The sequence below is a fragment of the Corallococcus sp. CA053C genome, from assembly GCF_003611675.1.
Classification (GTDB): domain Bacteria; phylum Myxococcota; class Myxococcia; order Myxococcales; family Myxococcaceae; genus Corallococcus.
This window is the reverse complement of sequence record NZ_RAWA01000085.1, coordinates 19,189-27,046: the sequence shown is the minus strand read 5'-3', so window position 1 is coordinate 27,046 and position 7,858 is coordinate 19,189. Positions and strand designations below refer to the sequence as shown.

Genomic DNA, 7,858 nt, shown 5'->3' with positions numbered 1-7,858 from the left:
CGCCGTGCGCCCCGACCCCGCCGCCATGGCCCGCGCGGTGCGTGACTTCCTCTCCGCCGCCGGCCTGCCGCTCCAGGACGAGAACCTGGTGGACACCCCGACGCGCGTGGCCGACGTGTGGGCGAACGGCTTCCTCGACGGCTACGGGCGCACGCCCGAGGAGGCGCTCGGGAAGACCTACCCCGCGCCCCCGAACTCGTCCGGCGAGATCGTCGTCGTGTCGGACTTGCGCTTCCACTCCATGTGTCCGCACCACCTCCTGCCCTTCACCGGCCGCGCGCACGTGGCCTACGTGCCGGGGGCGCGCGTCGTGGGCTTCGGCCGGCTGGCGTCGCTGGTGGACTGCTTCGCGCACCGGCTCATCCTCCAGGAGGATCTGGCGCGTCAGGTGGCCCAGGCGCTCGCCCGCGTGCTCCACAGCCCCGCCACCGCCTGCATCCTGGAGGCGGAGCAGGCCTGTCTGCGCTTGCGGGCGGATCACCAGCGCGACGCCGTCACCCACGCGGAGGCCTACGAGGGCCTCTTGCGCCGCGACGGCCCGTTGCGCCGGGAGCTCTGGGCACGGCTGGGGGCAAGGCGATGAACCCCGCCTCCCAGACCTTCGAACGCGTGGCGCCCGAGCGCGTGGCGAAGGCGCTGGAGGCCCTGAAGGACGTGCTGTCCGAAGGCCAGGTGAAGCGCGACGAGGCCTCGCTCGAGGCCTACGGGCGCGACGAGTCCGACAGCGGCGTCTACCCGCCGGACGTCGTCCTGCTGCCGGAGGACACCGCGCAGGTGTCCGCCATCTTCAAGGCCTGCCAGGCGCACGGCGTGCCCTTCACCCCCTGTGGCGCGCGCAGCGGCAAGAGCGGCGGTTCCCTGCCCCTGCGCGGCGGTGTGGCGGTGAGCCTGGAGCGCATGAACCGCATCCGCGCCATCTCCACCGAGGACCTCACCGCGGTGGTGGAGCCCGGTGTCGTGACGGGAGACTTGATGAAGGCGGTGGAGGCCCTGGGCCTCTTCTATCCCCCGGACCCGAACTCCTGGGAGTTCTGCACCCTGGGCGGCAACGTGGCGGAGAACGCAGGCGGCCCGCGCGCGCTGAAGTACGGCGTCACGCGCGACTACGTCATCGGCCTGGAGTGGGTGATGCCGGACGGCGAGGTGCTGCGCGTGGGCCGGCGTACCATCAAGGGCGTGGCCGGCTACGACCTCGTGGGCCTCTTCGTCGGCTCCGAGGGCACGCTCGGCGTGGCCACCGAAATCACCGTCCAGCTCATCCCCCTGCCGCGCCAGGTGATGACCGCGCTGGTGGTGTTCCCCTCCGTGCTGCACGCGGCCCGGGGCGTCTCCGCGGTGCTCGCCGCCGGCATCCTGCCCCGCTGCCTGGAGCTCATCGACGAGGTCGCCGTCCAGGCCATCGTCCACCGGGGCAGCTTCCAGTTCCCCCCCGGCGCGGGCGCCGCCCTCATCGCCGAGGTCGACGGCAACACCTCCGAGGGCGTGTTCGCGGAGCTGACGCAGCTGGGCGCCATCTGCGAGGCCCAGGGAGCCACCGAGACCCTGGTCGCCCAGGACGAGGCCCAGCGCGACCGGCTGTGGGCGGCGCGGCGGGGCATCTCCCCGGCGCTGCGCGCGCTCAAGGCCGCGAAGATCTCCGAGGACATCGTGGTCCCCCGCTCGAAAATTCCCGACATCATCGAGCGGCTCAAGCGCATGGGCGACGAGCTGGGGCTCACCGTGGCCACGTATGGCCATGCGGGCGACGGCAACCTGCACGCCAACATCCTCTACGACGGCCCCTCCCAGCGCCCCCTCGTCGAAGAGGCCCTGCGCCGCATGCTGGAGCTCACCGTCGCCCTGGGCGGCACCATCACCGGCGAGCACGGCGTGGGACACGCCAAGCGGGAATACCTGGCCCTGGAACAGGCTCCGGCGCTCCTGGACCTCCAGCGGCGCCTGAAAGCCTTGTTTGATCCATCAGGCCTGCTCAACCCCGAGAAAATCTTCCCCGCGCCCAAGCGTTCCTAGTCAGTGACCGGAAACGTAGGTGCTGTCCCACCCGTCGTTTTTCTCACCTTCCCATGCAGCAAAGGGCTGGGACGTGACGGGCTTTTGACAAGGGTAAGCGGGCGAAATGCCCCTCTCCACAGGAATGAGAAACCCTTTCCGACGTTGCGCGTCCTAGTAACAGGTGGACGCGGTTCGTCGGGGGATTCATCGCGTCCGGCAGTTACGAACGGAAGGACGGGAAATCATGGCCAACTCGACGAAGTTCGCAGCAGAGGGCCTTTCACATTACCTGCGTCACCTCGGCGGACATCACCAGCTGACGCGTGAGCAGGAGTACGAGCTGGCGCGCCAGGCCCGCAAGGGTGACGAGAGCGCCCGGCAGACGCTCGCCAGTTCCAACCTCGCTTTCGTGGTCGCGGTGGCCAAGAAGTTCGCCAACCGCGGGGCGCGCCTGGACGACCTCATCCAGGAAGGCAACGTGGGCTTGATGAAGGCCATCGAGCACTTCGACCCGAAGAAGAACGTGCGGTTCGCCACCTATGCCGTCTGGTGGATCCGCGCCTACATCACCCGCTACCTCAAGGACAACCGCAGCCAGGTGCGCGGCGGCGAGGCGGAGCGCGGCAGCATGGTGGACTTCTCGCTGGACGCCACCATCGACGAGGAGGGGGAGACGACCTTCCTCGACCGGCTGGAGGACGGCGGTCCCTCGCCCCAGGAGACGTTCCTGTCCCGCGAGCAGGACACCGAAATCCAGGAGGCCCTGGCCAAGGTGCGCAAGCGCATTGGCGACCTGGGCTGGGACATCCTCCAGGAGCGGCTCACGCAGGACAAGCCGCTCACCCTGGAGGAGCTGGGGCAGCGCTGGGGCGTGTCGCGCGAGCGCGTGCGCCAGGTGGAGCTGAAGACGAAGAACTTCCTGGAGCGCTACCTCTTCGCCTTCAACGAGAACGAAGAGCACACCGCCACGGCCGACGCGGCCTGACGCGGGCGCAAAAGCAGCCCATCCAACCCCTGCCCCCCCACCCGGGAGGGCAGGGGTTTTGTTCACCAGCGACGGGGTCTGGCGGGGGTTCAACCCTTGCCGGCCCCGTCTTGTTTTTTGCCGCGCTGCGTCTGGCGCGTTCGGTTGCTGGTAGGCAAGCGTGCGTGTTAAGGCGTTTCGATGCGCTTGAAATTGCTAGCCCTTTGGGTGCTTGCGGCCCTTCCAGCCCAGGCAGCGGATCCCGCGCTGCTCAGCCAACTCGACGCGTTGTTCGCCAAACGCAGCGATGCCGAATCCGTGAAGGCATTGGAGACGGGGCTGAAGGACGCCCTGGCGACCGCGCCCGAGGACTTCGAGCTCGTGTGGCGCAAGGCCCGCATCCTCCAGTGGCAGGCGGACGGCGCTTCGGAGAAGAAGCTGAAGATGGTCCTGGGCAAGCAGACCTGGGAGGTGGGCGACAAGGCCGCGAAGCTCCAGCCCGCGCGCGTGGAGGGCTACTACTACGCCGCCTGTGGCATCGGGTCCTACTCGCAGGCCGTGGGCATCATGAAGGCGCTGGGGGACGGCCTGGAGGGCAAGTTCAACGAGCGCCTGGACACCGCGCTGAAGCTCGACCCGGGCTACGACCTGGGCGGCCCCTGGCTGGTGAAGGGTCGCTACTACTTCGAGCTGCCGTGGCCGAAGCGGGACCTGTCCAAGTCGGTGACGTTCTATGAGAAGGCCATCGCCAAGTATCCGCAGTCGCTGCGCGCGTACTACTACCTCGCCGAGACGTTGTTGAAGGATGGCAAGGCGGAGAAGGCGCGCGACGCCATCGAGAAGGTCAAGCAGGGAAGCACGGCGTACAACCCCGCGGAGGGGCAACGCGTGCAGCAGTGGGCCAAGAAGACGGATGCCGACATCCAGGAGGAGCTCAAGTGAGGGCAGAGAGTCAGGTCACGACGGCTCCCGCGGCGAGCGGGACGCAGGAGCAGAACCTCGTCCAGTTGCTCGTGCAGCGGGCCCAGAACGCCTCCAAGGTGGGCGTCACGCACAAGAAGGACGGGCGCTGGCAGGACGTCACGTTCGCCCAGGTGCTGGAGGACGTGAAGGGGCTGGCGTCCGGCCTCATCGCCCAGGGCATCCAGCCCGGGGACCGGGTGGCCATCTTCGCCAACACCAGCCTCCAGTGGCTCATCGCGGACCTGGCGGTCAGCGCGGCGCAGGCCATCACGGTGCCCATCTACGGCTCCAACACGCCGGATGAATGCCGCTACATCCTGAACCACTCGGAGACGAAGATGCTTCTCGTCGACTCCGACGAGAAGGATGCGAAGCAGGCCGGGCGCCTGACGCGCGTGCGCTCCAAGCTGAACGACATCCCGTCGCTGGAGAAGATCGTCGTCTTCGAGGGCCCGGTCAGCGGCCCCAAGGAGATCACGCTCGCGGAGGTGATGGCGTCCGGCAAGACGGGGCCGCAGGCGACGGAGGACGCGTTCACGCAGCGCGTGTCGTCCGTGAAGTCGGATGACACCAACCTGCTCATCTACACCTCCGGCACCACGGGTGATCCGAAGGGCGTCATCCTGACCCACGGCAACTGGGCCTATGAAGCGAAGGCCACCCAGGCCATGGGCATGATGAAGCCCGAGGACTCGGTGATGCTCTTCCTCCCCCTGGCGCACGTGTTCGCCCAGGTGGTGAAGGCCGCGTGGCTGTCCATGGGCTTCCGCCTCATCATCGCGGAGTCGGTGGACAAGCTCCTGGCGAACCTGGCGGAGACGCGCCCCACGGTGCTGCCGTCCGTCCCGCGCGTGTTCGAGAAGGTCTACAACAACGTCGTGGCCAACGGCTCCTCGGCGCCGGGCATGAAGGGCAAGCTGTTCCGCTGGGCCTTCGGCATGTTCGACGAGTACGCCGAGGCCATGGCGCAGGGCCGCCCGTACAACTCGATGATGTTCGGCCTGGCGAAGAAGCTGGTCTTCTCCAAGGTGCGCAAGACGCTGGATGAGAAGCTGGGCGGCAACATGCGCATCTTCATCTCCGGCGGCGCGCCGCTGTCGCGGAAGATCGCCTACTTCTTCGACCTGCTCGACCTCAAGGTCCTGGAGGGCTACGGCCTCACGGAGACGAGCGCGCCCTGCAACGCCAACCGCGTGGAGAAGATCAAGATCGGCACCGTGGGGCCGCCGGTGCCCGGCACGGAGATCAAGATCGCCGCGGACGGCGAGATCATGGTCCGGGGCCCCTGCGTGATGAAGGGCTACTACAAGAACCCCGCCGCCACCGCGGAGGTGCTGGAGCCGGACGGCTGGTTCCACACCGGTGACATCGGCGAGGTGGACGCGGACAACTACCTGCGCATCACCGACCGCAAGAAGGACATCATCGTCACCGCGGGCGGCAAGAACGTGGCCCCCCAGAACATCGAGAACACGCTCAAGACCTTCCCGCTCATCAGCCAGGCGATGGTCTACGGCGACAAGCGCCCGTTCCTCGTCGCGCTCATCACCGTGTCCGAGGACCCCGCGCGCAAGTTCCTGGAGGAGAAGGGCATCGCGGTGGGCAGCTACGCGCAGAACTCCCAGCGGCCGGAGATCAAGACGGCCGTCGAGGAGATCATCAAGAAGGTGAACGCGGAGATCCCTCCGTACTCCAGCATCAAGAAGATCGCCGTCATGGACGCCGACTTCACGCAGGAGTCCGGGGAACTCACGCCCACCCTCAAGGTGAAGCGCAAGGTGGCCAGCCAGAAGTACAAGGCGACCATCGACGCCATGTACGACGGCGCGAAGGTGATGGACTGAAGTCACCCGCCGGCGCTCCCCGGCGCGTCCCGTCAAGGGGCCTGGGGAGCACGGCACGAAGCCCGACGCCCGTCCGAAGGCCGCAGCGAGCGGCTCGCGGTACGGGCGTCAGGGGCGTCCGGAGACAGCAGGAAGGGGACGGGCCGTCAGGGCCCCTCCCGCACGGCTTCAGGCGTGGTGGCTGGGGGACTTGGCCGCGACGTCCTTGTCCACGCCGGAGGCGGCGGACAGCGTGCCGGGCTGCTTCTTCTCCTCGACGTCGTCCTTCTCGTCGGAGGAGAAGCCGCGCTTGAAGTTGCGCAGCGCACTGCCCAGGGACGAGCCGAGCTGCGGCAGCCGCGAGCCGCCGAACAGCAGCAGCAGCGCCGCGAAAATCAAGAGAATCTCAGGAAGCTTCAAACCCATGGCTTCGCTCCTCGCACAATGCGCGCTGGAGCATACCGGTGGGAGGTGGGTCGCGCTAGCAACTCCCACCAACGCTCACGCCTGCCAGCCCGCTGGATGCGCGACTTCCCGGGCCCGTGGCACCGGCAGCATGAGGAAGAGGGTGCTCCCTCCCGCGTCTGTCTGGGCGCCCACCTGTCCGCCGTGCGCCTCCACCTCCTGAAGTGCCAGGAAGACGCGCAGCGGATCCTCCAGCTTGCGCTCACGGAACGCGCGCTCCTCGCACTGGAAGACGGCCAAGATGTCCTCGGGAGGCACCGGCGCGCCGTCGCGGCGCACCTCCACCCGCACCTGGTGTCCCAGGCGGGCGGCCCGGACGTGAAGCTCCTCGCCCGGCTGCGCGCGCACCAGGTGGTGGTGCACGAAGGCCTCCAGCGCGTGCTGGATGCGGCCCGCGTCCACCTCCATGTCGGGCAGGTCCGGCAGCGGATCCAGCACCAGCGCGACGCTGGCCGCGGAAGCAGCGGCGCGCATGCGCTCCACCGCCGCGTCCAGGATGGGCAGCAGCGGCTGGTGCTCGCGCTCCACCGCCAGGGCGCCCAACTCCGCGCGGCTCGAGTCGAAGAAGTCCTGGGCGAAGGCGAGCGAGCGGTCCGCGTTGCGCAGGATGGTCTCCAGGCCGCGCTGCGCCTTGGGCTCCAGCGGCACGCGCCCGTTGAGCAGCAGCGCCGCGTAGGAGCGGATGTTGGCCAGTGAGCCGCGCAGATCATGCGACGCGAGCGACAGGTAGCGCACGCGCTCCGCCACGCGCTCGCCCGTCCAGGGCAGCGGCACCACCCACACCAGCCGTCCGCCGTCCTCCAGCGTCTCCTCGCCGACCATCAGCGCCCGGCCCTCACGCTCCCAGACGCCCCGGCCGTCCTCGCGGCGATGGAAGCCCGCCGCGGACATCAACCCGTCGACGCCGTGCGCGGCGAGCGTGAGGGGCAGCGCTTCCAGGCCCAGATACTCGAGGAGCAGGGGACCGAGCAGGCGCGGAGGCCCCTGCCGGCAGAGGAGCACGAGGCCGGGTGCCGCCTCGTTGCCTGCCACTGTCTCCCCCATCCACGTCACGCGGACCTCCCCCTGCCGGCTGCCAACTTTCAGGTCACCGGAAGGGTGGGCAGTGACTGTCGGTTTTGCAACGGGCTACCGCATGGAGTGGGGTCCTCTTAAATTCTTGCGCCAGATGGTCCGGGGATGATGGAAGATCGGCTCTGGTCGCGGCATCGAGGAGACACCTCTGACCTCGCTCAACGCACAGCACACTGGTTCACCCGTGGTTCTCGTCGTCGACGATGATCCTGACATCCTGGAGGCCCTCTCGGAGATCCTGGAGGCCGAAGGCTTCGAGATCCGTCGCGCCCGCAACGGAAAGGAAGCGCTGGAGCGCCTGGAGCCGGATCCGCCCCAGCTCATCCTGTTGGACCTGATGATGCCCGTGATGGACGGCTGGGAGTTCGCCCAGCGCATGCGCCAGAAGCCCGCGTTCGCCGCGATTCCCATCATCGTCCTCAGCGCGGACCGCAACGTCGGCAGCAAGGCCAAGGACATTGGCGCGGTGGGCCATCTGGCCAAGCCCTTCGAGCTCAACGACCTGCTGACCATGGTCCGCCACTCCCTCAACCCGGTGGCGGAAACGACGCAGGTCTGAAGCGCGACCGCCTCCCGC

Annotated in this window: 8 protein-coding genes; 6 read left to right on the top strand and 2 right to left on the bottom strand. The window is 68.4% G+C overall.

Annotated elements, in window-relative coordinates; genetic code table 11:
- The 5 genes from folE to D7V97_RS14290 form a co-directional block, all read left to right on the top strand.
- A partial coding sequence (gene folE, locus D7V97_RS14310; RefSeq protein ID WP_368668909.1) for a GTP cyclohydrolase I occupies positions 1-583 on the top strand: 583 nt, incomplete at its 5' end.
- Entirely contained in the window at positions 580-2,010 is a 1,431-nt protein-coding gene (locus D7V97_RS14305) for an FAD-binding oxidoreductase (RefSeq protein WP_120611189.1), read from the top strand. The genes folE and D7V97_RS14305, both read left to right, overlap by 4 nt.
- Positions 2,011-2,236: 226 nt before the next feature.
- The gene (locus tag D7V97_RS14300; RefSeq protein WP_120611188.1) at positions 2,237-2,977 is read left to right on the top strand and encodes an RNA polymerase sigma factor RpoD/SigA; all 741 of its coding nucleotides are present in this window, start codon (positions 2,237-2,239) and stop codon (positions 2,975-2,977) included.
- A 180-nt stretch (positions 2,978-3,157) separates the two neighbouring features.
- On the top strand, positions 3,158-3,898 hold the full coding sequence (locus D7V97_RS14295; protein ID WP_120611187.1) for a tetratricopeptide repeat protein: 741 nt from the start codon (positions 3,158-3,160) through the stop codon (positions 3,896-3,898).
- Entirely contained in the window at positions 3,895-5,763 is a 1,869-nt protein-coding gene (locus tag D7V97_RS14290) for a long-chain fatty acid--CoA ligase (protein WP_120611186.1), read from the top strand. Before D7V97_RS14295 ends, D7V97_RS14290 begins: the two co-directional genes overlap by 4 nt.
- Positions 5,764-5,931: 168 nt before the next feature.
- On the opposite strand, the gene D7V97_RS14285 is transcribed toward D7V97_RS14290, so the two are convergent.
- Together D7V97_RS14285 and D7V97_RS14280 are read right to left on the bottom strand one after the other, a co-directional pair.
- A complete protein-coding gene (locus D7V97_RS14285) occupies positions 5,932-6,168 on the bottom strand; it encodes a twin-arginine translocase TatA/TatE family subunit (RefSeq protein WP_120611185.1) in 237 nt (78 codons plus the stop codon).
- Between the two features lie 75 nt (positions 6,169-6,243).
- Complete coding sequence (locus D7V97_RS14280; protein ID WP_120611192.1) at positions 6,244-7,251, bottom strand: sensor histidine kinase KdpD; 1,008 nt, start codon at positions 7,249-7,251, stop codon at positions 6,244-6,246.
- A 214-nt stretch (positions 7,252-7,465) separates the two neighbouring features.
- On the opposite strand from D7V97_RS14280, the gene D7V97_RS14275 reads away from it, so the two are divergent.
- The gene (locus D7V97_RS14275; RefSeq protein ID WP_120611184.1) at positions 7,466-7,840 is read left to right on the top strand and encodes a response regulator; all 375 of its coding nucleotides are present in this window, start codon (positions 7,466-7,468) and stop codon (positions 7,838-7,840) included.
- Positions 7,841-7,858: the final 18 nt, after the last annotated feature.